The following is a 25923-nucleotide window of genomic DNA, read 5'->3' on the forward strand; positions in this document are numbered from 1 at the left end:
AGATAATGAAAATTTCAATATATATAGTAAATTTAAAGTTAAATAGTAGCAAAGCCGTATATTCACGAAGGCTCAAAAATGTACCGTTTCCGAAGGAAATACGTGTTTTTGAGCCTTAAGGGAATAGGCTTTTGCTGCTTCTTCATGATAAATTTACTATAAAATCAAATGAAAACAATTATATAAAATACGAATTAAGGCGTGTTCACCCTAATCTAAGCAGGCATCTAAAATGACATTATTGCGTCCTCCTTTGTCAGCATTTCTTAGCAGATACCTTCCGGTATACGTTGTCAGCATTTCTTAGTATATTTTTCTAAATTGCATTTTTAAGTCCGCGTGAATATACGGTTTTGTTATCATTTCACTTTAAATTTACTATAACATTTCATGCAGTTTATTTACGGTTTTCCAGTTTCTTGCCGTAGAGGACATAAAAAGCTTTGATAACTGGGCGGCGGCTTTTGATTTACGGATGCTTTGCTTACATAGAAGGTAAATTTCTCTTTTTCCTGTCCGTATAATATCAGAGTCTGTACAATTTTTGCATAAGGCTTCTATTTTTGACCGCTCCGGCGGATTTTCTAAGAAATATACATAGAGATGTTCAACAGTCGGGTCGGCAGCTTCCGCTTCTGAAATTTCCTCCTGAGAAAAAGGCAAGTGCTCAATCAAACTGCTTATTTCATCTATATTACGTATTGTTACGCTGCTTTTAAAACCAAACTGCTTAGAAAATCCTTCTTCAATAATCTCTTGCAGCGGCTTCTCCTCAAGATCTGCCTCAAAAACAGCATTTCCGCTTTGGATATAAGTTTCCGGGTTTTTAAATCCCAAGTCAAAAAACAACTGCTTTAAATCATTCATTTTTACAATGTTTTTGCCGCCTACATTGATTCCCCTGAAAAGTACAGCATATTTCATTTTACTTACCTCAATTCACCTTAGTTTAAATGATTTTATAATACTTTTATTATTGTTTGCCGGAATCAAGCTTTATTTCCCCATGCTCTTTTTCGTATTTATTTATACAGTCTCTTATTAATATTAATATCTGGCTGTTTGCGGAGCGGCCTTCATAGTCCGCCACTACATGGAGCTTATTTAAAAGCTCTTTATCTATCCTTATGGAAAGGCTTTTTATAGACATATAATCACTCCTAAATGAGTTTAATATGTATCTATTTTATGTTTATTATGTGTCAATATGTTCAATATAGATATAAAATATATCTAAAATGAATCTACGTAAAAATGATTTTAGGAGTGAATTGTATGGTAGACTATGAAAAAATGTATTTTGAATTGTTTAATAAATTAACAGATATACTTTTAGACATACAGAAGATTCAACAAAGCATGGAAGAAATATACATTGGAAATGCAGGTAAACTTACCGCAATGCAAGAGCCTGTTATTAAAAATCGCAATAGATAAATTTATAAAAATGCATATAAATGGAAAAATTTTAACGCCTTACTTGATTATATACCTTTTATAGTATAAACTTTAATTACAAAATACGGATGAATCCGAAAAAGGAGCGTGCATGAATGGAAAAGATTAAGCGTTCAGACTTTATGGAGTACAAATTTCTTTCTCAGCTTAAATTAAGCCCAAGCGGCTTAAAAACAGCCGTTATAGCAAAAAAGGCAAGCGACAGCAATTCATATTATTCTGTAATATATGTTGATAAGGGCGAGGGTTTTTATCCTCTTACGAGAGAAAAGGGAAATGTTGGATTTTTCCAATGGCTTGACGATGAAAATATAATTTTTTCTGAGCAAAGATGCCCTAAGGTTAAAGAGCTTAAAGAAAAAGGATATGAGATTTCAACATTATATAAAATAAATATAAACGGCGGAGAAGCTTCCGAAGAATTAAGGCTTGATGTTACGGCAAAGGGCGTTGAGCTTATTGCTCCCGGAAAATACCTTGTTTTAGCCGATTATAATAATGCTCGTCCTGATTTGACAGGCAAAACAGATAAGGAAAAGGAAGAGCTTTTAAAAGAATACAAGAAAGAAGCAGACTATCAGGTAGTAGACGAGCTTCCTTACTGGTATAACGGAAAAGGCTTTACCAATAAAATGAGAAACCGCCTTTATATTTATTCCGAAGAGGGATTAAAGCCTGTTACGGGAGAACTTACTTATTTAAGCTCTTATGTCCTTTCAAAATGCAAAAAGTACATTGCCTATGAAACCCAGTGCTTTGAAACTGGCGTTCTCGACATTAAGAGCAGCCTCTATTTATACGACATAGAAAAAGGTGAATCAAGAAAGATTCTTGGTGATACATACTTCATAAAGAGTTATGATTTCTACAACGGAAAGCTTGTAATTGCCTTATCCGAAGGGGCTAAATACAATTTCCATCAGCATCCGGAATTTTATTTTCTCAGCCTTGAAGACGGAAGCCTTGAAAAAATCATGGATACAGATTTCTCTGTTCCAAGCGGCGTAGGAAGCGACTGCAAGCTTGGAGGCGGCTATGATTATAAGGTGTTTGGCGACGATCTTTACTTTATCACCATTATGGGCTACCGTTCCGACGTATATAAATTGAACCTTACAGGAAGCCCTGAAATAAAATGCGTCACATCAAATGCAGGCAGCACAGATATGTTTGACATCAGCGAAAAAGGCATTACTGCCGTAGCCATGTATGACGACAGGCTCCAAGAGGTTTATACCTATGAAGACGGCAAGCATATTCTTAAAAGTGCCTTTAATGCCCATATCTATGAAAATAAAATTTATTCCAAGCCCCAGTATTTTACGATTAAGGATGCTGACGGCTTTGAAATAGATTGCTGGGTAATAGAGCCTGTAGGCTATGAAAAGGGTAAGAAATACCCTGCCATATTGGATATTCACGGCGGTCCGAAATCAGCCTATGGAGACGTATATTTCCATGAAATGCAGCACTGGGCAAGCGAAGGCTATTTCGTTCTTTTTTCAAATCCCAGAGGAAGCGACGGCAAAGGCAACGAATTTGCTGAAATAAGAGGAAGATACGGAACCGTTGATTACGATAATATTATGCAGTTTACCGACGAAGCCCTTAAGAGATACCCCGATATAGATTCTGAAAAGGTGGGCGTTACAGGCGGCTCTTACGGCGGATTTATGACAAACTGGATTGTAGGCCATACAGATAGATTTAAGGCAGCAGTTTCTCAAAGAAGTATCGCCAACTGGGTAAGCTTTTCAAATATCTGTGACATCGGCTATTATTTTGGGCCGGACCAGCAGCAGGCGGATACTTGGGGTGATGTTGAGAAGCTTTGGTGGCATTCTCCGCTTAAATATGCAAACAACGTAAAAACGCCTATTTTATTCATTCATTCCGACGCGGACCACAGATGCTGGATACCGGAAGCATACCAGATGTTTACGGCTGTGAAGCTCCACGGCGTAGATGCAAGATTATGCATTTTCCACGGAGAAAACCATGAGCTTTCCCGTTCAGGAAAGCCTGAACACAGGGATAGAAGGCTTAAGGAAATAATTGAGTGGATGGATAAATATCTGAAATAAAAGCTGATTATATGAAAGCATACAGGTAGATGACTTTATATCACCTGTATGCTTTTTTATTTTTAAAAGATAGTTTTACCTTTATTTAAAAAAGCAAAAATATAGACAGAGAAGCCTTTTATTTGTACATAAGAGATTTAGAAGATGGTATAAAGATAAGATTTTTAAATTGTTTTCTAAAAAGATTTCCTAAGATGGGATATTATGTATATCAGTATTGGCGTAAGAGTATAATAAATGTATTTTAATTTATATACAGATGATGTATAATGAATACATTTCTTGAAGAGAATTATTCAACCAGCCTTATATTAGAGCATGCCCAAAAGTCCATTTTGCCATAGAAATGCGGCTTCATTGTCGAATTTTATTGCAAATAATACTCTATAAGCTTAAAGCTTATAAATGTATTTCTGATGTAAAATGTAAAATTAACCTTATTTTATATCCTTGTTGATTTAACTATTTTCAGACACTCCTAGGGTATATAAATATGTTTTCAAAAATAAATATATAAGCAGGAATTTGTATACAATAAATTAAAATATCGCAGTATTTAAAGGAGTAAATATTATGAAAAAAGCCATATTAAAAATAATTATAACAGCCCTTTCTGTAATGACAGTAACTGCAGGCTGTACAGGTTCAATGAATGCTTTAGAAAGCATACAGCCGCCGGTTCCGGCTGCGGAAAACATAGAGCAAAGCACTGTAGCAGCGGAGCCTAAGTCTTTAAAAGAATATGTTGACCTTAATAAAGAAAACGGTAAGTTTGACCCTTTGCTTACAAAAGAGAATGATACGGTTACAGGCGAGCTTGACGCTACGGAAGATACGCTTATATTTACTTTTAAATATAAAGAAGGGGCAAAAATAAGCCAAGATATGAAAAAGCATCTTTCCGAAGGCTTGAATCAGGTGGAGGAGCTGTATAAATCTTTTGCATCTACCATAGCAAAGAACATCGGAAGCGATATCGTGAAAATAGAAATTAAATATATTGATTATGAGGGAAATCCTTTAGCTGAAAAAGTATACAGCAATAAATAGGGCTTGCTCTTGAAGTTTATATTATTGCAGTAAATCCTTGGTGTAAATATTAATACGGCAAGCCTATGAAAAAAATGGAATAAGCTTTTGATTTTAGCATTCGGGCTTTAATCAATTTAATGAAAAAGTATTTGGCCGTAGTGTCTTGCCAGAATTTCATCTTGACGAGAGGCCAAACGCTCTCATGGGTTTGGGCCTAAATATTAACAAAACAGCTTGACAAAATAACAGTATTGTTATACAATTATCTGCGTTGCTTAGTTCAGCCTAAGTATCTATAATTTAATACTGTGGAGGGTTACCGAAGTGGTCATAACGGGGCGGTCTTGAAAACCGTTTGTCTTAACGGGCGCAAGGGTTCGAATCCCTTACCCTCCGTAAAAGAAAAACTCATAAATCTTAGATTTATGAGTTTTTTTGTGTCTAAAAATATTACCCTTACGGGTTTAAAATGTTTTTGAGAGACTTCTTGCTTTTCGTAGGTTCTTTATTTATTTTGCTATGTTTAGTTCATGTAGTATTTTACCTAGAGAATTTCAAAACATATAAAGTAAAGAAATGGGAAAGCTTCCACACAATAAGCCTTTTCTTGGTTTATTGCAGAGAGGGTAAAATAATGCTATGATGCTTTATAGTCAATTTCAAATGAAACAGTAATAAAAATCGTATATTTTGAACGGCTTAAACATAGGGATTCTATATATTTAAGCCGTTTATGAAAAATAGACTTTTATTGCATCCTTCTGTGAAATTTACTTTAACTGACACTATTGCTGATTGCAAAGAATTGCGGCACATAATTCTTAATTGGGGGGATATTCATATGAAGAGTGAGAAATCGGAGCTGTCATTCAATCAACGGGAAGCGCTGCTTAAAACATTAAAGAACCGCTTTGAGAAAAACAGAAATCGGCATCAGGGCCTTGAATGGGATAAAATACAGGAAAAATTAGAAGCAAATAGTGGGAAACTATGGTCCCTGAATGAAATGGAAATCACCGGCGGAGAGCCTGATGTTGTGGGGTTTGACCATGAGACAGGAGAATATATTTTTTATGATTGCGCAGGGGAAAGCCCAAAAGGCCGCAGAAGCATTTGCTATGACCGTGAGGCACTGGAGTCGCGAAAGGCTCATAAACCGGAGCATAACGCTGTCGATATGGCAGAATTTATGGGCATTGAATTATTAACGGAAGAACAATACCGGCAATTACAGGGGCTTGGGAATTTTGATACAAAAACCTCAAGCTGGATAAAAACCCCTGCTAATATCAGAAAGCTCGGCGGGGCGCTCTTTTGTGACCGCCGCTATGATACAGTCTTTGTATACCATAACGGAGCAGAATCTTATTATGCCGCCAGGGGCTTTCGCGGTTTTATAAAGGTTTAAATTTTATGCGGCGGGAAAAACTGTGACAATGGCTTTATAACTTCTCTGGTATCAGAGAGGCGATTTGGCGCTGTAAAGATTTTCCTCTTTCTGAAGGATTGCTGTAAAGGTGTGATGTCTGTTGGCCCAACAGGCATCACACTTTAGATTTAATAAAATTCATGATGCAGGTTTTTCATATAAGTATTAAAGATTCGGAAACTTTATCCTGCTTAATATATATTTCATTGTAAAACTCAGATGTTTAGTTGTTAATTAACCTTACTTCTTCACTCGTATAGGATATAGCTGCCGCCGGCTTTTTATAATGCTATTGCTGCCGAATCTCAAGCAATGGGATTTGCAGATGGGATATATCTTTAAGCCTATTATAAATCAGTTTTATGATTTTCTTAATATTTTTTCCATGCTTTTCCCTTTCGCTAATTCATCGATAAGTTTATCAAGATAACGTATTTTTTGCATCATTTTATCCTCTATTTCTTCAACACGGTATCCGCATATAGAGCCTGTAATCAGTGAAGCGTTAGGGTTCATTTCCGGTGCGTTTTCAAAAAAGTCTTCAATGTTAATATCACTATCCAACTGCCTTTTTAAGCCTTCCTCATCATATCCTGTCAGCCAAAGAATAATTTGGTCGACCTCAGCCTTGGTACGGCCTTTATTCTCTGCTTTTTTTACATAAAGGGGATAAACACTGTTAAATGGTGTTTTAAAAATTCTTGGGTTTTTCATCTTTTTTCTCCCATCTTAAAATAAATACAATATATAGAAAGCGAAATAATAGCTTGTCTTACTATAGAATACTATTATAATTTTATAGTATTCTTTGATAGCCGGCAAGATAATCAAGGGTTTTAATAATTCTTATGTGAAAACCAAGATTATTTATTAAACGCACTTTATTCTTTCAATTTTCTGTCAAACATGCTAGAATAGGCTAAAAATTGAATACATCAGCCAAAGACTTTATATAAAAGGCATAAAGCCGGCATAAACGCGAACTTTACTTAATTTGTAAATTCATATATTTTCCCTTAAATGATGTTAAGGGATATTAGCCGTGGTGATGTTAACGGTCACAAGAGCTTAAGTCCTTTCCTATCGTTAATAGCGGCACATTTCGTATATGAAATGTGCTTTTTATACGGAGGGAGCTTAAAAAATGATGCAGAAGCCAGCCTATAAATTGTTTTTTAGTGAGTGCCCTATTATGGTTAGCAGACATTTTTTCATCTTTATTAACCTAATTTAAGATTTAGATAAGGAGTGCAGGTATGCAGGTATATAATTTAATAGCCGTATTTGATTTTTCATGTGAAAAGCTTCTGATGTGCGAAAGGAAAAAAGACCCCTATATAGGCCTTTTTAATTTCGTAGGAGGAAAAAAGGAAGAACATGAGCACTCCGATGAGGCAGCATATCGTGAATTATTTGAGGAAACGGCTATAAAGAAAGAGGATATAGCATTAACCCATTTGATGGACTTTGTATATTATTTAGGCGATTGCAAAGTAGAGGTATATGCGGGAAGGCTTAACAGAACTTTATCCATATTCGGCGATGAAAATAAGCTTTATTGGTCCGGGATAGACTGTGACTTTTTTGATATGTCTAAATATGCGGGAGAAGGCAATATAGGCCATATTATGGAGCAGATTAAAATATATAGAGAGCATATTTTTAAATAATAGAGGCCTTTTCATAGGAGGTATTTATGAGCTATAAAGAGGAATTTTGGGAAATGATAGATAAATTAGTTGAAAGTTCAAAAATAATCATCGACAGGCCAAAAGGAAGCGCTCATCCCAAATATCCTGATTTCATATATAAAGTAGACTACGGCTATCTGGAAAACACCGCTTCCATGGACGGAGGCGGCATAGACGTATGGGTAGGAACAAGGCAGGAAGCCGCAGCAGATGCTATCATATGCACTGTAGATTTAACAAAACGCGATTCCGAAATAAAAATACTCATTGGCTGTACGGAAGAAGAAAAAAATCTTGTATATGAAATTCATAACGAAACGGAAATGATGAAGGGCATTCTCATAAAAAGATAAAATCGAACTCAGGAAGAAGCTGCGCCGGATGATGTTAAAGCGCCCTTTCTATTTGGAAATGCCCGATGAATACAGGAAAGAGACACGGAATAAGGAGGTGTAATGCAAAATGAGCAAAAAAATCTATGAATACGATACATTGATTCAAGCCTCCGAAGCAGGCAAGGGAGGGGCTTATGTATGCTTTCCATACGATATCCGTGAGGAGTTCGGAAAAGGCAGAGTAAAGGTTCATGCGACCTTCGACGGAGAACCGTATGATGGAAGCATTGTTCATATGGGCATAAAAAATGCCGATGGCTCTGTGTGCTATATTATAGGTATCCTTAAGGATATTCGTAAAAAAATCGGTAAGGAGCCGGGGGATAGGGTGCACGTTACGATAAGAGAGCAGTCTTTCGAATAAAGTAAAATAGTTTAATTACAGTAACAAAAATCGTGTATTTTATACTTCGTAAACCTGTAAAAGTGTTTTCAGGCGAACGCCCCCTTATAATCAACAAAGATATTTTCAGCTTTGTTGATTATGAATGGCTTAATATAAGGGTTTCTATTATATTAAGCCGTTTATGAAAAATAGTTTTTTGTTACTGCCTTAAAGCTATTTTACTATAAAACTAAAAGTGAGGTATCAAAGATATGCAATATAAAATCTTACCCCTTAGCATAACCATGCAATTTGGAGATATTCCAAATACAATACACCCTGTTCTCTTATGGGATGAGGAGAATATTATATTAATTGATTGCGGCTTTATTGGGTCCTTGCCGATGATTGAAAAGGAACTCCAATTCCACGGGCTTTCTCTTAAAGATATTACAGGGCTTGTACTGACGCATCACGACCATGACCATATGGGGGCGGCTGCGGCACTGAAAAGCGTAAATCCCAAAATACAAATATACAGTTCCCCCGAGGAAGCGCCCTTTATTTCGGCAGAGGAAAAACCCCTTCGCCTTTGTCAAGCGGAAGAAATGCAAAATAATCTTCCGCCGGACCAGCAGGCCTTTGGAAAGGCATTCTGCGATATGCTTCGAAGGGTTGAGCCGGTTCCGGTAGATAGGCTGATTAATGACAGGGAGCGTTTTGATTGGTGCGGAGGCTGTCTTGTTATTGCGACCCCGGGCCATACCCCGGGCCATATCTCGCTGTTTTTGGAAGAAGAATCTATTGTTATAACAGGAGATGCCATTGCTTTAGAAGACAGGCTTCCGGTTATTGCAAATCCGCAATTTACATTGGATATTATAAAGGCTCAAAAATCAATGGAGAAACTGCTTGCAATGAATGTGAAGGCCTATTACTGCTATCACGGCGGCATCTACCAACCGGAAAACTAAGCCATACGCATAAAATATAAAAGGATGAAAATCCATTTATAAATTCTGCACTTAATATAGAGGGGCCAAGGCAATATGAAATTTCAACTTATTAATATGGCTGATTATCCAAGGCGTGAAGCCTTTGAGCGGTTTTACAAAATGCAGTGCTGTTACAGCTTGACCATTCAGCTGGATATTACAAAGATACGGAATGTAATAAAGGAACGGGGCATTCAGCTATATCCGGCGCTTATATGAATATTATCAAAAAATGCAAATAGCCTTAAGGAATTTAGAATGGCCCTTGACGAAGAAAACCGCTTAGGTTATTGGAATATTGTTCACCCGTTGTATACGTCAATGAATGAAGGTTCAGAAGTGTTTTCTGGCATTTGGACAGAATATAATGATGATTTTAGTGTGTTTTACCGCAATTGTATAAAAGACATTGAGTAATTTACAAACGGAAAAGACCAGCCAAAGCCCTATTATCCTCCGAATATTTTGAATATATCTTCTTTGCCGTGGCTCCATTTTACGGGAATGAACATTAATGTACCTGACCAGGGATTTGCTCCTATTTTTACTTTGGGGAAGTTCGAAAAAGATAATGATAAAATACTGCTTCCTATCGCAATCCAAGTTCACCACGCTGTCTGCGACGGTTATCACGTTGGAAAGTTTGCAGAAGGATTGCAGGCATTAGCAAATGATTGTGAAAGGTTATTGAAAATATGATTCTAAAACCTATAATTCCCGATTTATCTATATATCCCGCCGAGCTTCGCTCTTTTATTTCCGGAGCCAAACTATACGACAGCAGCAGCTCAAAAGAGACCCAGGTAATTTTCATAGAGAAGGGCAGGGGATACTTTTTAAAGTCTGCGGCAAAAGGTGCTTTAGAGCGGGAAGCCCAAATGACAAGGTGTTTTCATAGCAAAGGGTTGTCTGCCGAGGTCCTTTATTATCTTTCCAAGGAGCGTGACTGGCTGCTTACGGAAAAAATCAGCGGAGAGGACTGTACGGCAGAAAAATATTTAGCAAAACCGGAACGGCTTGCAGATACGCTTGCAGAGTGCCTTGCCATGCTTCACGCCATGGACTTTTCTGATTGCCCTGTTCCAAACCATACCAAGGACTATCTGGTTAAGGCTCAACAGAATAAAAGCGCCGGTGTTTTTAATAAAAGGCCAATGCCTGATGAATTAAGCTATAAAAGCAAAGAGGAAGCATGGTCGGTGGTAGAGGCTCAAGGGCATCTTTTGAAAACGGATACATTTCTTCACGGAGATTACTGCCTTCCAAACATTATACTGGAGGATTGGAACTTCAGGGGCTTTATTGATGTTGCCGATGCAGGTATGGGGGATCGCCATGCGGATATATTTTGGGCCACTTGGTCGCTCTTTTTTTATCTTAAAACAGATCAATACCGTAAACGCTTCATAGACGCTTACGGCCGGGAGAAAGTCAATGAGGATATGCTTCGCGTTATTGCAGCGGCGGAGGTGTTTGGATAATGCCTGTTGTTCAAATTTTATTTCTTATTTTGTGGGCCGTTTTCTATGGTGCCTATATTTTGAAAAACCTTATGCTTAGGCGGCAGGGGATTGAAGCCGATATTCTGGGAAAAGGGGAGAAGCCGAAAGAACGAGCTGCCTTTGAAACTGCCCTTAAAATTGTTACTTACACGGGGGCAGGGGTCCAACTATTTAGCATCGCCTTCCCAAAAGCTCTTTGGTCTTTTCCTGTGTTTCCTTTGATGAAGAATTGCGGTTTAATTTTAGTTTTATTGGGTAATGTGTATTTCATTGCGGCTGTGGTGGTTATGGGGCGTAATTGGAGAGCGGGATTCAGTACCCAGCAGGATACTAAATTGGTGACGGGGGGCATTTATAGTTTCAGCCGTAATCCGGCATTTTTAGGCTTTGATTTGCTGTATATAGGCTGCGGCTTGGCCTTTCCCAATTTACTTCATATTGCCTTTGGGGCCCTGGCAGTTACGCTTTTTCATTTTCAGATTTTAGGAGAAGAAAAGTTTCTTTCCGATGCCTTCGGAGAGGAATACCTTAATTATAAAGCCAAAACCCAGAGATATTTTGGGCAGCGAAAAAATTAATATGCAGGAATATATAAGTAAAATATAAACAGCTCATTTTTATTTTTCGGTTTATATTGTAATATCTGTATTTTTATATCTGAAAAATAGCTTTATGAAGTATTTTATAAAAAAATAAAGGTAAAATAAAGATATACCATTATTTAAACGTAAATACTATTAAGTATATTAGGGCGTATCTGAAAAATCCAAAAGCCAGCCTATTTTGCTATAAAAAAAGACTTCATTATCGAAACCCCTCAAAATATGCGGCATAGTTTTGGGGAGTTGCATCAAAATATTAAAGCAGGCTATTTCTGCGGTTTTCTCCTCAGGATTTTTGCTTCGCAAAAGCCTTGTGCATAATATCTTCGGTATATGCTATGGGGTTGGACTTTTGACGTTTCAGTAGGATTTACTTTTTCTTGAAAATATATTTTTGAGGTCTCTGTTTAATAAATTTGAAAAGTTTACTGAATATATGTGGTTTGATTATTTTCAGGCATTGTATGGAAATAGTTAAATCTGCCTCTTTTTTTAGTAAATGTATAAATTACTATTGAAATTTTTTTTATTATGATTTAATATATAAATATGAACGTTACGACACGTGGTTTTAAATACTATATAAGTAAGGGGTTTTTTATGAAAATAGTAGTTGACAGCGCCTGTGATTATAATATTGATCTTTTAAATAAACTTGGCATAAAGGTTGAGAGAATCCCCTTTAACCTCCAGCTGGACGATAGTCTTTACGTAGATGATGAAAACCTTGATGTGAATAGTTTTATAGATCATATGCTTAAAAGCAATGTAGTTAAGACTTCCGCCCCGTCACCAGAGCTTTTTCTGGAAAAGTACAAGGGCGATGAAAGTGTATTTGTTATAACCATTTCTCAGCATTTAAGTGCCGCCTACAGCAATGCGATACTTGCAAAACAAATGTATCTTGATGAATTTGGAGAAAAATTCATACATATATTTGACTCCACTGCCGCAGGAGCAGGAGAAACAATTCTGCTTGTAAAGCTTGCGGAATGTATAAAGAAAAATTTATCTGAGTCTGAAATCGTAGAGGAAGTAGATAATTTTTTGAAGAATTCTAAAACGTACTTCATTCTTGAAAGATATGATAATCTTGTTCGAAACGGCAGAATGAATGCTATGGTTGCCAAGGTTGCCTCATTTTTATCTATTAAGCCTATATGCGCCGCAATAGAAGGAAGAGCGGAAATGATAGACAAGGCCATGGGAACCCAAAAGGCTTATATGAAAATTGCTTCGCTTATCGGAGCGGATAAGGAAATATGCAAGGACAGAACCCTTTCCATAAGCCACGTAAGGTGTAAAGACAAGGCAGAGCTTATTAAAAATGAAATATTGAAGCAGGCAAGCTTTAAAGAGGTTTTAATTATAGATACTTTTGGCCTTTGCTCAACCTACGCAAATGACCAGGGACTTATAATTGCATTTTAAAAAAACCGGCTTTCGCCGGTAATAAAAAACTGGCGAAAGCCGGTTTTTTATTTTACAGTAAATTTCTTATAAAGAAGTAACAAAAACCGATTCGCTATGGATTCATCGTTACCAAACAAAAACAAGTTTGATAACAACAAGAAAACGCTCACTAAAAAAGATTTACAGGCTTACGCCTGTATCCTTTTCCAGCCCGCTTAATAAAAAATATATTTTTGAATTCTCGTATAATTAATTTTCTTTTATACCTTTATAAGCATTTGCTTTAGGGGTATAAAACAAGAAAAAAGCAAATTGCTAATGCTGCTATTTCATATGAATTCAAGGAATATACGGTTTTGTTATTGTCTAACTTTAAATTTACTATAATCATTATCTTATAAACTTATCCCGTCTTTATTAAGTTCTTTTATAATGTTGATGTCCGGGGTAATGTATGCGGTTTTATTTGTTTCATATATAACCATTCCGGGTTTTGCGCCGGCCGGCTTTTTAACGTTTTTCTTATAGGTATAGTCAACAGGCACCATAGAGGAGGACTGGCCCTTTGAAAAATAGGCGGCAAGCATGGCGCCGTCTTCTATGGCCTTGTCGGTGATTTCACGGCCCATGGATTTGATGATGACGTGAGAGCCGGGAATATTTTTAGTGTGAAGCCATATATCGTTATTTGAAGCGATTTTCAATGTAAGCTCGTCATTTTGTTTATTGTTTTTTCCTACATAGATATCAAAGCCGTCTCTTGATACAAAATGCATGGGCTTAAGCTTCATGGATTCGGATTTTTTGCCCTTTTCCTTATGCTTTTTAATATAGCCTTCTTCGGAAAGCTCGGCTCTGATTTCCTTTATGTCTCTTTCTTCAAGCTTGCCTGAAAGATAGCTCATGACAGAATCCAGATAATAAAGCTCTTCATCGGTTTGAACCATTTGCTCCTGCAGGGCGGCAAATGTTCTTTTGGCTTTATTGTACTTTTTGAAGTATTTCTGGGCGTTTTCCGAAGGTGTCATATTGGGGTCAAGCTCTATGGCTAGTTCGGCCATATTTTCATCATAGAAATTAACTGCGGTAAAGCTTGTCATTCCTTTTTCAACAGAATGAATATTTGAAGTAAGAAGCTCTCCTTTTATTCTGTAGGCTTCCCTGTTTTCAACTTCTTTCAGGGTTTTAATCTGTATTTCCTTTTTCTTTACTAATCTGTCGATATGGTTTTGAACAAGTTTTCTTAAATCCTGTGTTTTCTGCTTTGTTCTGTAGAGCTTGTCCTTATCGATATAGAAGTTTTCGATAAGAGAGGAAATACTGCCAAACTCTTTTTTAGGGTTATTTTCATAAACTGAAATGGGAAAGGAATAAAAATCCTTTACCTCCTCACCGGAAGCTTCATAGATAAGCTGCGGGGCGTATTTTTCCTGCAAGACATTTTCCATGGCTTTAGAAAACGCATTATAAAGCCTGTAGATGCCTTCTTTTTCAATTTGCGCTATAAAAAGAGAAGGGTCTAATTGGGCATTGATGCATAGATGGCTTGCCATTACGGGGCTTATGCCGTTATAGGATTTATAAATGGCCTCTTGAAGCTTCATAGGGCCTGCTTCTTCCATTTTTTTAAGAAATTCATCTTCCGAAAGTAAAAGGGGGTTCAGCTTTTGCTGGGAAGGTGGGTAAAAATAATCTCTTCCCGGAAGAACCTGCCTTACAGAGCTTTTATCATAGGATATATGCTTTATGGAGTCGATGATGGTGTTATTTTTCCCCACAAGAATAATATTGGAGTGTTTTCCCATGATTTCTATGATAAGGCGTTTTTCGTATATATCCCCCATTTCATCGGGGGCTTCGATGAAAATTTCTACGATTCTTTCAAAATCCGGCTGATGGATAGCAGTTATTTTTCCGTTTGAAAGATGTTTCCTTAAAACCATACAGAAAAGAGGGGGCGTCTTAGGATTTTCCTTTGATATTTCAGTAAAATGGATTCTTGGGTTCTGGCTTGTAGCCGTAAGCAATAGCCTGTAGCTTTCCCCGTATCCCCTTATAATCAGCACGATTTCATCGGTTTCCGGCTGGTGTATCTTATCTATTCTTGCTCCTTTTAATTTGAGAAGCTCGGATTTTATATTTGATATTACAATACCGTCTAATGGCATAGTATAACCTCCTGAGTGTGACGCTTTAAAATAGTATAGCATAATACTAAGGGAATATAAAAAATTATACAAGCATAAGCGTGCAAATATTTTTTAAGTGAGGGTTTTTTTATGGCTGAATGGGTGTTTTGTTTAAGGCCTTCTATATGATATTAAAATCTTTTATTTACAGCTATAAAGATAAAGGAAATATTTGCTTCTATCCATAAACCTATTTTACTATAAAATTATAGTATAAAAAACTTTAAAAAGTGACGGGACTTTAAACGTTTTGACGGAATTTATTTGCATAAAAATGAGGAAAAAGTAATATTTTCAAATTGAGCTAAGAGAAATGATAAAAATTTTACTTTTGTCCTGCAGCGTCCGGTAAAAACTTCATTTTTGCGGCAGTGAAACCCCTTTAAGCCTTTGCTCCAAAGACATGATGAGGTTGACGTAAAGTAAGTGTTAATATATAATATTATGAAATAAAATGAGGATTAGAGGGGTAAAAAATGTTAAAAAGCATGACTGGCTATGGCCGTGGTGAATGCACGCTGTATAACAGAAAAATCATAGTTGAGATCAAATCTGTAAACCATAGGTATAACGATGTAAATATAAAACTGCCCCGAATTATGTCTTCTCTTGAAGACGGCGTTAGAAAAACCATATCAAAGCAGGTTTTCAGAGGAAAAACCGACGTTTATATTTCCTACGAGACACTTTTTAAAGACGATATAAAAATCACCTTTAACGAGGCTTTGGCAGATTCTTACGTTAGTGAACTTAGAAAAATAGCGGCCCGTTACAGCCTGAAGGACGAGCCCAGCCTTTCTTTAATCGCTCATTTTCCTGATATCATTAGTATAGATAAAAATATGGACGACGAGAAAACTCTTTCTGAGGTTTCAGAAACCTTGGACAAGGCCTTGGAGGCCGCTCTTTCGGAGTTTATATCTATGAGAATTCAAGAAGGGGACGCATTAAAAAGAGATATTTTGGAAAAGCTTTCTACCATAAGAGCTTTGACGGAAAAGGTTTCCGAAAGAGCTCCTTATGTAAGTGAAAATTACAGCCAGAAATTAAGCCAGAAATTAAGCGAGGCCCTTTCAGGGGTGGAATACGACGAAGGAAGGTTTCTTACAGAAATCACCATATTTGCCGATAAATCCTGCATTGACGAAGAAATCACAAGGCTTAAAAGCCATATCGTTCAGATGGACGAAATCATAAACGAGAAAATTTCCGTAGGCAGAAAATTAGACTTTCTTGTACAGGAAATGAACAGAGAAGTGAATACCATAGGCTCCAAGGCAGGAGACATTGAAATAACAAAGCTGATTGTGGAAATGAAAAGCGAAATAGAAAAAATAAGAGAGCAGGTACAGAACATAGAATAAATAGCCCTTAGAGGTTAACGAAAGGACATTTTATGATTAGCTACGGCAGTCAAGTAAAGCTTATTAATATAGGCTTTGGAAACATCGTTATGGCAGATCGGATTATTGCCATCATAAGCCCTGAATCGGCTCCAATAAAGCGGATTATTCAAGAGGCAAGAGAAGATAAGCTTTTAATCGACGCAACCTACGGCAGAAGAACAAGAGCGGTTATCATAACCGACAGCAACCACGTAATACTTTCGAGTATCCAGCCGGAAACAGTTGCAAACAGGATGATTTCTAAGGAGTTTTCCGATTGCGGAGGAAGCTTTGAGCAGAAGGAAGAAACCGTGGAGGGTTTATAAATGAACAGTAAGGGAATGCTTGTAATAATATCCGGGCCTTCAGGCTCAGGCAAGGGTACTGTGGTTAAAAGGCTGGACCCTGAAAAGGGATATGCCTTATCCATATCCATGACAACAAGGAAAAAAAGACCTATGGAAGTAGACGGCAAAGACTACTTTTTTTGCACCGAAGAAGATTTTACGAAAAAAAGAGATAATAACGAGCTTTTAGAACATGCCGTATTCTGCGGAAATCTCTACGGAACCCCAAGGTTTTATGTTGAAGAACAAATAGCAAAAGGGAAGGCGGTAGTTCTTGAAATAGATGTTGAAGGTGCTCTCCAGGTAAGGAGAAAATTCGGAAGAGACTGTGTGCTTATATTTTTAATGCCGCCTACTATGGAGGAGCTTACAAGAAGGCTTTTCAACAGAAATACAGAAGATATGCTGACCATAGAACAAAGAATAATACGAGCCAGCAATGAAATAAAATTTATAAACGAATACGACTATCTTGTGATTAACGATGAGGTTGATACAGCCGTTAAAAAGATAGATACTATAGTTGAGGCTGAATATTTGAAGCCCCACAGGAATTTATTCGATATTGATAATTTTAAGGGAGATGAATTTGATGTTACGTCCTTCTTATACGGAGCTGATGAATTTACTGAACAAGTCAGAAAAGCTTGATAATAAAATTACCAGCCGTTATACCATAGTTATGGCAGTAGCCAAAAGGGCAAGACAGATTATAGCAGGAAGCGAATCTTTGGCTGAATGCAAGGTAGATAAGGCGGTAAGCGTAGCTGTTGCAGAACTTGCGGAAGGAAAGCTTTTCGTAACTACGCTGGATGCAGGAGAAGCCGGGGAAAACAGAAATGAAGATTCCTACGTTCCCGAGGAAGCTTATGAAGACACTGCTGCAGATTCTTCCTACAGCGAAGAATAGTTCTAAAAATCAATGCTTTATTGAGATAAACCGTAAGCCGATAATCTTTGCCCCGCTTATTCTGCGGGGCTTTTAATTACAGGAGCTATTAATTTTATAGTAAATTTCTTACAAATCAGGAACAAAAACCGATTCACAAGAGAATAAAACTTGGATATATAGTAAAATAATTTGTTACTGCCTTAAAGCTACTTTACTATATTTATACGGGTTTTGTCCTGCTGTCTAAGAAACAGGGTATCTTTAAGACACAGCTGCCCTGTTTGCTAGGTACTGCTTAAAAACACGGATTGCAGCAGGAAGCATAGTGAAATTGCCTTTACAATAAATTAACCTGTAAAGTAAGAGTTAATTTATTGTATTATATTTTTAGCCTGTGTGAATGTGCGGTTTTGCTACTGCTTAACTTTAAATTTGCTGTATAGAGCAAAATGGCCTTAGCTCCGGAAAATGAGGAATAAAATTGAAGGGTAATGAAAAGATAAACTATGCGAAAGTAATAGTTTCAATTTCAAATAAACAGGTGGACAGAGCCTTTACTTATAAGGTTCCAGAGGAGCTTGCGCCTTTTATTGATAAAGGTGCAAGAGTTGTCGTGCCCTTCGGCCGAAGCAACAAAAAATACGAGGGGTACGTGGTGAGTCTTTCAGATAGGACAAGCGCTCCGGAGAATTTTGAGGTAAAGGAAATCATATCCCTTCTTGATACGATGTTTACTCCTGAAATGCTTGCTCTTGCAAAGTGGATGAGCGATAAATATTTCACGTCCTATTCCGAATGCCTTAAATGCATTATGCCTGCGGGAATCTCTTATAAAAATTCCTATATATATGAAATTAATCAGGCTATTCCGGAAAACGCAACCTTAAGGCAGAAGGAAATTTATGACTATATTTCAGATAGAAAAGAAGCAAGCCATCAGGATATTATCGCTTCATTTGGAGCAAATGCTTCAAATATACTGAATGGGCTTATAAAGAACAAGATAATAGTAAAAAAAGAAAAGCAGACCATGAAGGATTTGGCAAGACTCGTTAAATATGCGGCTCTTTCGGAAAAGGTCTCCAAAGAATCTATTAGAAAAGGGACTGCCCAAGAGAAGGTATATGATTTTCTTTTGGAAAAGGGAGAAACTCCTGTCAAAGCCTTAAAAGAGAGCCTTGGCATTACTGATTCTCCTATTCAAAGCCTTGTAAAAAAAGGGATTGTGAAGCTTTTTGAGAAAGAAGTAAGAAGAGAAACCGCAAGGCCTTCTTCCGAAGTAATAGAAAAGAATATTATATGGAATGATGAGCAAAGAGAAGCAATCGAGCGAATCAAAGCCCTTATGAAAGAAAATAAAAGTGTAAAAAGGCCTGTTCTTATCCACGGGGTTACAGGGAGCGGAAAAACAGAGGTCTACATGAGCATCATAGAAGAGGTTTTAAAAGAAGGAAAAGAAGCTATTGTTCTCGTTCCGGAAATTTCTCTTACGCCCCAGACAGTTGGAAGATTTGTAGACCGCTTCGGTGAAAAGGTAAGCGTAACCCATTCAAGGCTTACCATGGCAGAACGGTACGACCAGTGGAAAAATGCCGCCGAAGGAAAGGTTTCTGTTATGATAGGCCCTAGAAGCGCTGTGTTTACACCCTTTCATAATTTGGGTATAATAATTATTGACGAGGAGCATGAGCATACTTATAAATCCGAAACCTCTCCCAAATACGATGCAAGAGAAATTGCCTTTAAACGGGGCGAAATCAGCAATGCTTTGGTGGTTTTAGGCTCGGCTACCCCATCGGTGGATACGTATTTCAAGGCGGAAAACAAGGACTATGAGCTTATTCATATGAGACAAAGGGTAAAGGGGGAAATGCCCCAAGTTGATATCATAGACATGCGAAAAGAGCTTGTAGAAGGGAACCGCTCTATATTTTCAAGGGCCCTTTACGAAGCCATGAAGGAAAATATAGAAAAGGGTCGCCAGACCATTCTTTTTTTAAACAGGCGCGGCCATTCCACTTTCGTATCCTGCCGCCAATGCGGCTATGTAGTAAAATGCGAGGACTGCAGTATCAATTATACATACCATCTTTATTCAAATAAGCTTATATGCCATTACTGCGGGAAAGAGGAGCAAAACCCTGAATACTGCCCTCAGTGCGGCTCAAAATATATAAGATATTTCGGTGTGGGCACTCAAAAAATAGAAGATGAAATCAAGTCTCTTTTTCCTGATGTTCCTGTTTTAAGAATGGATATGGATACCACCTCAGGAAAAAACAGCCATGATAAAATACTTTCGGCATTTAGAAAAGGGAAGGCTAAAATACTCATAGGTACCCAAATGATTGCAAAAGGCCTTGATTTTCCAAATGTTACTCTCGTAGGGGTTGTTGCGGCGGATGTTTCTCTTAATGCCGGCGATTATAAAAGCGGGGAGAATACATTTCAGCTTCTGACTCAGGTTTCCGGCAGAGCAGGAAGAGGAGACGGTCTCGGCAAAGTTTTCATCCAGACCTATAGCCCCGAGCATTATGCCTTGGAGTATGCCAAAACAGGGGATTATGAAGGATTTTACAGCCATGAGATTGCCCTTAGAAGACAGATGGATTATCCGCCCTATTGCCATATTTTCACGGTATTGTTTACGGGGGAATCTGAGAAAAAGGTAATAGAGCTTTTGTTTAAGCTAAGCGATATTATGAAGGTATATAATAAAAGCGGTGATTTTGAGGCCCTGGGCCCTGCCCCTGCTTTAATATCAAAAATAAAAAAGAGATTCAGATGGAAAATTATAATAAAATGCAAAGATGAAGAAAGACTTAAAAACTATGTTCTTTACTGCGTAGAAAAGCTTAAGGAGAAAGAAAATTTAGAGGGGATTAACGTTAATTTAACCCTCGACCCTCTTGTAAGCGTATAGAATTAATTTTTAAGACATATAAATAAGGAGGATTACCATGGCACTGAGAAATATAAGACTTGAAGGCGATGAAATATTAAGAAAAATATCAAAGCCTGTTAAAAAAATAGATGAAAAAATAATAACTCTTTTAGATGATATGGCGGAAACCATGTATGCTGCCAACGGCGTAGGCCTTGCGGCACCTCAGATTGGGGTTTTAAAAAAGGTTGTGGTAGTTGATATAAGCGAAGATAAAAATGAAGTTATAGAGCTTATAAACCCTGAAATATTAGAGGTGGAAGGCTCCCAGATTAATATAGAGGGCTGTCTTAGCATACCCGGCAAAAACGGCTATGTAGAAAGACCTGAAAGAATGAAGCTTAAGACCCTTGACAGACATGGAAACGAGCTTGAATTAGAGGTTGAAGGAACATTGGCCATTGTGTTTTCCCACGAAATAGACCATTTAAACGGCGTTCTTTATACGGATAAGGTAATAGAAGGCTATGAAGAAGAGGACGACGACGAAGAGGAAGAATAGAGGTAGAAGGCTTTGAAAATAATATTTATGGGAACCCCTGAATTTGCGGCTGCCGCTCTTAAAAGACTGATGGAAGCCCACGAGGTTTTAGCTGTTGTTACCCAGCCCGACAGGCCAAAGGGCAGAGGGAAGAAGCTTCAGCCGCCCCCGGTTAAGGAAGCGGCCTTAGAAAAAGGTATAAAAGTTTATCAGCCTGAGAAAATAAAGAAAGAAGGCTTTATTTCGGTGCTTAAACAATATGACGCCGATGTTTTCGTTGTGGCGGCATACGGGCAGCTTCTTTCGGAAGAAATATTATATATGCCGAAATACGGCTCAATCAATATCCATGCTTCTTTGCTTCCCAAATATAGGGGAGCTTCGCCCATTCAGCAGGCCATCATAAACGGGGAAAAATATTCCGGCATTACCATCATGCAGATGGATAAAGGCCTTGATACAGGGGATATGATACTGAAAAAGGAAACGGAAATACTTCCCGAAGATAATTTTCAAACCCTCCATGATAAGCTTGCTTTATTAGGCGGCGACGCCATTATAGAGGCATTGGATTTAATCGAAAAGGGAGATGCAGAAAGAATAAAGCAAGAAGACAGTTTCAGCACCTATGCCCCTCTGATTAAAAAAGAAGACGGCATAATAGACTGGAGTCAAAGCGCTGAAACAATAATAAATAAAATAAGGGGCTTTGATCCATGGCCTGCCGCTTTTTCTTATATGAACGGAGAAATGCTTAAAATATTTAAGGCAGAGTTTACAGAAGGCTATGATAAAGGTTCTCCAGGAGAAATAATAGATATTCTTAAAAGTAAGGGTATTGTGGTAAAAACCGGAGACGGAGCGGTAGTCCTTACGGAAATTCAAGCCCTAAACAAAAAAAGAATGCTTGCGGCCGACTATTTGAGAGGCCATGAAATATTAAAAAACACGATTTTAGAGAATAAATAAGACGTTTTCATTTTTTATACGTATATAATTATAGTGAATAAATCTATACAGCTTACAGCCAATGCTTTGAACTTAAGGCATTGCAGGACTCGCTTTCCCGAAAGGAGGAAAATATATGTTTTATCCGTTTTATTTTGATTATACTTATATAATTCTTATACCTGCACTTATTCTTGTAATGATTGCCCAGGCGAAGGTAAGCGGAAATTATAATAAATATTCTAAAATAGCTAACAGAAGAGGTTACACAGGAGCAGACGTCGCAAGACAGCTTTTGCTTGAAAACGGCATAACGGATGTTTCCGTTGAAGGCATAAGGGGACAGCTGACAGACCATTATGACCCTAGAAGCAAGGTTCTTAGGCTTTCTGAGGGCGTATATAATTCCAGAAGCATCTCTGCTTTAAGCATTGCCGCTCATGAAACAGGCCATGCCCTTCAGGATTATATGGGATATGTTCCTCTCGGTATAAGAACAGCCCTTGTTCCTGTAGTTAATTTTTCTTCAAGTGCGGCAATCCCTGTATTTATTATAGGTTTAATATTCGGCGGCGGTTTTTTGCTGGATTTAGGATTGTTTCTTTTTTTAGGGGCCGTTGTTTTTCAGATAATTACTTTGCCAGTGGAGTTTAACGCTTCTAAAAGAGCTATTCGGATGCTTGAAAACGGAAATTATTTATATCCCGATGAAATAGCACCTGCCAAAAAGGTTCTGAATGCTGCTGCCATGACTTATGTAGCCGCCTTGTTTTTAACCATCTCCCAGTTTTTAAGGCTCCTTGCCCTTTCAGGAAGGCGAAGAGATTAATTTTATTTATGAAGATATTTCTTAAAGAGAAATGTATGAACAGAAACTGTAATCAAAAACAGCATATTAAAAAACCATACTCCTTGCGGTTTTACGCAGGGGGTATTTTTTGTTTTTATTCTTATTAGACTTATACAGTATAGCCGATTTGCTTTTATACTAAAGTAAATATTTGGATTGAGACAGCTTAAAATAAGAAAAAGTAAATTGACAATGATACTATTTCATATTAAATCAAGTATAACTTTTCATAAAGGAGTAACAAAGGCCTATTCACTAATAGACTAAAAAGCACAAATTCCTTTTGGAAACGATACATTTTTGAGCCTGCGCGAATATACGGTTTTGTTACTATTTAATTTTAAATTTATTATAAGCGTGTCATTTTTTGGAGTTTTATTTGTACAAGTTCTTCTGTAAATTTAATATTTTTATCGGTTTTATACTTTCCCTCACATACAAAATATGGTAAGCTATATTTACCATATTTTATATTAAAGTAAATTTCAAGAAAGAAACAAAAACCTAAAGCAAAACGAGATTAAGGCAGTAACAAAACGCTATTTTTCATAAACGGCTTTTGCTGCTGTAATTAATTTGTTTCGCTGTATTGCCATTGGCTCAAAATACGGACATAATAGATTTAGATTGATACAGGCTATACATATGAACCCTTAGAGTATATAAATCCAGTAAATCTAAATTAGGAACAGCACGATAGTGTATTTTTGAACTGCAATGAAGATATGGTTTTTTGTTGCCCTTTAATTTGAAATTTACTATAGGAGGGTAAAGATGAGTATAAAAAGATTCAAAAAGCTTGTATCTGTATTCACAGCTCTTTCACTTGTGTTCTCAATGGCTTTTCCTGTGTTTGCCGCAGAAGAGTCTAAGGAGACAAGCCTTGTAGTAGTTCATACCAACGACGTACATTCAAGAGTTGACGGAGAAGCATATGTTTCAAGCTATGTAAAGGGTTTAAAAGCTGAGGGTAAAAATGTTCTTTTAATTTCAGCAGGCGACGTAATTCATGGACAACCCTTTGCAACAATTTCAAGAGGGAAAAGTGTAGTTGACGTTATGAATGCTGCAGGATATGATTTTATGACTGCCGGAAACCATGAATTTAATTACGGCTACCTTCGTTTGAAAGAGCTTGAGCAATCAATGAATTTTGACCTTCTTGTTGCAAACATAATGGTAAAAGAAAGCAATCAATCCTTATTTAAAAAATATGAAATCAGAGAAATTGACGGTGTTAAGGTTGGCTTTTTCGGTCTTGCAACTCCTGAGACAGTCACTAAAACAAATCCTAAAAACGTTGTAGGGCTTGAATTTTTAAAACCGGTTCCCGTTGCAGAGGAAATGGTGAAAACTTTGAAAGCCGAAGGCGCAGAGGTCATTATAGCAATTGCCCATTTAGGCGTTGACGGTGAAACCCTTGCCGAAGAAAGAGGCGACGCTGTTGCAGCGGTAGAAGGAATCGACCTTGTAATAGACGGACATTCCCATACTGAGCTTCCCGAGGGAAAAATGGTAGGCAATTGCCTTTTAGTTCAGACCGGCGAATATTTAAACAATATCGGTACAGTGACTCTTAATATAAAAGACGGAAAAGTTATATCTAAAAAGGCAGAACTTATGAAGACGCCTACTGCCGAACAAAGCAGCATGGCTCCTGATACAGCTGTCACTGAAGTAATTGAAAAAACCAAGGTTGAAAATGAAAAAATTACTTCCGAAGTTATAGGAAAAACACCTGTTAAGCTTGAAGGCGCAAGAGAAGTGGTTAGAACAACAGAATCTAATCTTGCGAACTTGATAACAGACGCTATGATGGAAGCTACCGGTGCTGACATAGCTATAACAAACGGCGGCGGTGTAAGAGCATCTATAGAAGCAGGCGATATTACAAAGGGAAGCGTTCTTACAGTTCTTCCTTTCGGAAACTTTATCTGTACTGTAAACGTTAAAGGCTCTGCAGTATTAGAAGCTTTGGAGCACGGCGTAAGCGCGTACCCTGAAACAGCAGGCCATTACTCACAGGTAGGCGGTATGAAGGTAACAATGGATTCTACAAAGTCAGCAGGCAGCAGAATCACATCTGTTAAGCTTAACGACGGCACAGCCCTCGACCCTGAAAAAACATATAAACTTGCAACCAATGACTTTATGGTAGCAGGCGGAGATAATTATACAATGCTTGCAGTTACAGACGGATATATGGAATACGGCTCTCTTGACGAGGCCCTTATCAGCTATATTGCTTCCGGCGCAGACCTTACAGCAGTTGAAATGGGAAGAATAGCAGACCTTAAGAGCGAAGAAGCCGCAGAAGAAGTTCCGGCAACTGAAACACCGGCAGAAGAAGTTCCTGTAAGTGAACCTGCCCCAGAAGAAGAAGAAAAGCCTGTTGATGAACCGGCTGCAGCAGCAGAAGTGCTTACTGATGAATACATAGTAGTTTCCGGCGACTATTTAGTTAAAATAGCCGAGAAATTCAATACTACATGGAGAGCAATTGCAGACATTAATAAGCTTGCAAATCCCCATCTTATTTTCCCGGGACAGAAGCTTCTTCTTCCGCAAAACTAATAATAAACTATGAATTGGGATTGCTTCGGCAATCCCAATTATATACTCAAATTCATAATGAATAAACAGCATTGCCAATTTGCTTTTACTTTAGGCTTGCCGGAGACAACTATAGTAAATTTCAAATGAAACAGTAATAAAAATCGTATATTTTGAATGACTTAAACATAGGGATTCTATATGTTTAAGCCGTTTATGAAAAATAGATTTTTATTGCTTCCTTCTGTGAAATTTACTATACCTGTACAGAATAAAAGCAAAAGGGCCATAGGTTCTAAACTTACAATCAACCCTTGAAGCATGAGGTACCTTGTTTTCTAAGTTTTACCTTTTCACAAAAATAAAAGGAGCGGATATCCGCTCCTTTTTTATACGCAGTAAATTTCT

General features: G+C 37.5%; 24 protein-coding genes, 1 tRNA gene and 1 pseudogene. 22 read left to right on the plus strand and 4 right to left on the minus strand.

The genetic code is table 11. From position 1 onward, the window contains the following. Positions 1–378 precede the first annotated feature (378 nt). On the minus strand, positions 379–924 hold the full coding sequence (locus NBX03_RS03075) for a DUF1697 domain-containing protein (RefSeq protein WP_250229312.1): 546 nt from the start codon (positions 922–924) through the stop codon (positions 379–381). Positions 925–973: 49 nt separating this feature from the next. Next, entirely contained in the window at positions 974–1150 is a 177-nt protein-coding gene (locus NBX03_RS03080) for an Arc family DNA-binding protein (protein ID WP_250229313.1), read from the minus strand. 125 nt (positions 1151–1275) lie between these two features. Here NBX03_RS03080 and NBX03_RS03085 point away from each other — a divergent pair, with 125 nt between their 5' ends. The 5 genes from NBX03_RS03085 (at position 1276) to NBX03_RS03105 (ending at position 5982) form a co-directional block, all read left to right on the plus strand. Continuing rightward, a complete protein-coding gene (locus NBX03_RS03085; RefSeq protein ID WP_250229314.1) occupies positions 1276–1437 on the plus strand; it encodes a hypothetical protein in 162 nt (53 codons plus the stop codon). 116 nt (positions 1438–1553) lie between these two features. Next, positions 1554–3542, plus strand: a complete 1989-nt coding sequence (locus NBX03_RS03090; protein WP_250229315.1) for an alpha/beta hydrolase family protein — start codon at positions 1554–1556, stop codon at positions 3540–3542. Positions 3543–4115: 573 nt separating this feature from the next. Continuing rightward, entirely contained in the window at positions 4116–4592 is a 477-nt protein-coding gene (locus NBX03_RS03095; protein WP_250229316.1) for a DUF4854 domain-containing protein, read from the plus strand. A 292-nt stretch (positions 4593–4884) separates the two neighbouring features. Further along, positions 4885–4970: transfer RNA gene (locus tag NBX03_RS03100), tRNA-Ser, on the plus strand. Positions 4971–5415: 445 nt separating this feature from the next. After that, entirely contained in the window at positions 5416–5982 is a 567-nt protein-coding gene (locus NBX03_RS03105) for a DUF4256 domain-containing protein (protein WP_250229317.1), read from the plus strand. Between the two features lie 381 nt (positions 5983–6363). Here the strand turns inward: NBX03_RS03105 and NBX03_RS03110 are convergent, their stop codons facing one another. Then, positions 6364–6717: a DUF2200 domain-containing protein gene (locus NBX03_RS03110; protein WP_250229318.1), complete on the minus strand. Its 354-nt coding sequence runs from the start codon at positions 6715–6717 to the stop codon at positions 6364–6366. A gap of 542 nt (positions 6718–7259) precedes the next feature. Between NBX03_RS03110 and NBX03_RS03115 the strand changes: the two genes are divergently transcribed. From NBX03_RS03115 to NBX03_RS03150, 8 genes and pseudogenes are all read left to right on the plus strand, one after another. Next, positions 7260–7673, plus strand: a complete 414-nt coding sequence (locus tag NBX03_RS03115; protein WP_250229319.1) for an NUDIX hydrolase — start codon at positions 7260–7262, stop codon at positions 7671–7673. 26 nt (positions 7674–7699) lie between these two features. Beyond that, on the plus strand, positions 7700–8047 hold the full coding sequence (locus NBX03_RS03120; RefSeq protein ID WP_250229320.1) for an inorganic pyrophosphatase: 348 nt from the start codon (positions 7700–7702) through the stop codon (positions 8045–8047). Positions 8048–8156: 109 nt separating this feature from the next. Next, complete coding sequence (locus NBX03_RS03125; RefSeq protein WP_250229321.1) at positions 8157–8453, plus strand: DUF1905 domain-containing protein; 297 nt, start codon at positions 8157–8159, stop codon at positions 8451–8453. Positions 8454–8686: 233 nt separating this feature from the next. Then, a complete protein-coding gene (locus NBX03_RS03130) occupies positions 8687–9388 on the plus strand; it encodes an MBL fold metallo-hydrolase (RefSeq protein ID WP_250229322.1) in 702 nt (233 codons plus the stop codon). Positions 9389–9463: 75 nt separating this feature from the next. Beyond that, a pseudogene (locus tag NBX03_RS03135) lies at positions 9464–10108 on the plus strand (CatA-like O-acetyltransferase). Continuing rightward, on the plus strand, positions 10105–10890 hold the full coding sequence (locus tag NBX03_RS03140; RefSeq protein WP_250229323.1) for an aminoglycoside 3'-phosphotransferase: 786 nt from the start codon (positions 10105–10107) through the stop codon (positions 10888–10890). Before NBX03_RS03135 ends, NBX03_RS03140 begins: the two are co-directional and overlap by 4 nt. Further along, complete coding sequence (locus NBX03_RS03145; RefSeq protein WP_250229324.1) at positions 10890–11489, plus strand: methyltransferase family protein; 600 nt, start codon at positions 10890–10892, stop codon at positions 11487–11489. The genes NBX03_RS03140 and NBX03_RS03145 overlap by 1 nt, the downstream gene beginning before the upstream one ends. A 624-nt stretch (positions 11490–12113) precedes the next feature. Beyond that, positions 12114–12944 carry a DegV family protein gene (locus NBX03_RS03150; RefSeq protein WP_250229325.1) on the plus strand — a complete coding sequence of 277 codons (831 nt, stop codon included), beginning with the start codon at positions 12114–12116 and terminating at the stop codon, positions 12942–12944. A gap of 377 nt (positions 12945–13321) precedes the next feature. Here the strand turns inward: NBX03_RS03150 and NBX03_RS03155 are convergent, their stop codons facing one another. Then, positions 13322–15094 (minus strand): Rqc2 family fibronectin-binding protein, encoded by a 1773-nt coding sequence (locus NBX03_RS03155; protein WP_250229326.1) that lies wholly within the window; start codon positions 15092–15094, stop codon positions 13322–13324. A 497-nt stretch (positions 15095–15591) separates the two neighbouring features. Between NBX03_RS03155 and NBX03_RS03160 the strand changes: the two genes are divergently transcribed. From NBX03_RS03160 to NBX03_RS03200, 9 genes are all read left to right on the plus strand, one after another. Continuing rightward, entirely contained in the window at positions 15592–16479 is an 888-nt protein-coding gene (locus NBX03_RS03160) for a YicC/YloC family endoribonuclease (protein ID WP_250229327.1), read from the plus strand. Between the two features lie 32 nt (positions 16480–16511). Further along, positions 16512–16826 carry an extracellular matrix/biofilm regulator RemA gene (gene remA, locus NBX03_RS03165; RefSeq protein WP_250229328.1) on the plus strand — a complete coding sequence of 105 codons (315 nt, stop codon included), beginning with the start codon at positions 16512–16514 and terminating at the stop codon, positions 16824–16826. Continuing rightward, positions 16827–17498: a guanylate kinase gene (gene gmk, locus NBX03_RS03170; protein ID WP_250229329.1), complete on the plus strand. Its 672-nt coding sequence runs from the start codon at positions 16827–16829 to the stop codon at positions 17496–17498. Further along, the gene (gene rpoZ / locus NBX03_RS03175) at positions 17440–17757 is read left to right on the plus strand and encodes a DNA-directed RNA polymerase subunit omega (RefSeq protein WP_250229330.1); all 318 of its coding nucleotides are present in this window, start codon (positions 17440–17442) and stop codon (positions 17755–17757) included. Before gmk ends, rpoZ begins: the two co-directional genes overlap by 59 nt. Positions 17758–18220: 463 nt before the next feature. After that, entirely contained in the window at positions 18221–20662 is a 2442-nt protein-coding gene (gene priA, locus NBX03_RS03180; protein ID WP_250229331.1) for a primosomal protein N', read from the plus strand. Positions 20663–20699: 37 nt separating this feature from the next. Beyond that, positions 20700–21185: a peptide deformylase gene (gene def, locus NBX03_RS03185; protein ID WP_250229332.1), complete on the plus strand. Its 486-nt coding sequence runs from the start codon at positions 20700–20702 to the stop codon at positions 21183–21185. Positions 21186–21197: 12 nt separating this feature from the next. Then, positions 21198–22133 carry a methionyl-tRNA formyltransferase gene (fmt, locus tag NBX03_RS03190; RefSeq protein ID WP_250229333.1) on the plus strand — a complete coding sequence of 312 codons (936 nt, stop codon included), beginning with the start codon at positions 21198–21200 and terminating at the stop codon, positions 22131–22133. A gap of 115 nt (positions 22134–22248) precedes the next feature. Further along, the gene (locus NBX03_RS03195) at positions 22249–22941 is read left to right on the plus strand and encodes a zinc metallopeptidase (protein ID WP_250229334.1); all 693 of its coding nucleotides are present in this window, start codon (positions 22249–22251) and stop codon (positions 22939–22941) included. Between the two features lie 795 nt (positions 22942–23736). After that, on the plus strand, positions 23737–25536 hold the full coding sequence (locus NBX03_RS03200; RefSeq protein ID WP_250229335.1) for a 5'-nucleotidase C-terminal domain-containing protein: 1800 nt from the start codon (positions 23737–23739) through the stop codon (positions 25534–25536). Positions 25537–25923: the final 387 nt, after the last annotated feature.

Source organism: Anaeropeptidivorans aminofermentans (assembly GCF_940670685.1).
GTDB classification, from domain to species: domain Bacteria; phylum Bacillota; class Clostridia; order Lachnospirales; family UBA5962; genus Anaeropeptidivorans; species Anaeropeptidivorans aminofermentans.